Raw genomic sequence first — 787 nt, forward strand, 5'->3', positions numbered from 1 at the left:
GAAATCGTTTTCCATCAAATTTCAAGTTTAAGTCATATAGAAATTTTTGTCGTTTATTGTCCATTGTCACATATCTTGTCACAAACCGATGTCGGGAAAGAATCTCAACAATAAGTGCAGAAGGTTTGACGTAATGCTGTGCTTGTGCCAAGATTCTGCCCTGCCGTTGTGTTGTCGCCCATCGTTTAGAGAGTTTTTCAACTGTTTTTTCTCCAAATTCTGCATAGTCTGAAGGTTTCGCCGTCATAAATCCTACTGACCCTGTGGTAATTAGTTGTTTGCTTAGCTTTTGTGATGGTTCTGTTTCAAGACTTTTAATGAGAGCAGGAATAATCACTGTGTGGTCAAATGCCCCACGCCATCCTTGCAAAGGATGTTTAACTAAAGCATGCGTAGAAGCTAATACAATTTCTAAGTTTTGGTTAAGCTTTAAGTTAGTGGTGAGAATAATATCAAATCGTTCTTTCAGGGACGAAGGAAGATATTCTAAGTCTGGTAAATAGACAGGGCAAAGAATGGTCTTGAATCCGTAGTGTTTAGAGATAGCAGTGATAAAATCTAGGAAAAAGGGAGATGCGGATACCCGTATCTCCCATCCTGTGACAATGTAGCCTGGCGACATGCGGACAATCCACGTGGTAAACAATCATATCCACCACGAGAAATATATTGATTGTCACCAATTTTTTTGTTGTTAGAAAGGCATATCATCAAATTCTTGGGTGCAGTATTCTGAGAATATGCATGCCCTGCATACGTTGGATGTAGGGGAATATACCGTTGAATC

1 protein-coding gene is annotated in these 787 nt (G+C 39.5%); it reads right to left on the bottom strand.

What is annotated here, in order from left to right:
- Positions 1–622 (bottom strand): hypothetical protein (locus tag NZM05_12620; GenBank protein MCS7014458.1); only part of this gene is annotated, 622 nt, incomplete at its 3' end.
- Positions 623–787: the final 165 nt, after the last annotated feature.

The organism is Chloroherpetonaceae bacterium, from assembly GCA_025056565.1.
Taxonomy (GTDB): Bacteria; Bacteroidota; Chlorobiia; order Chlorobiales; family Thermochlorobacteraceae; genus Thermochlorobacter.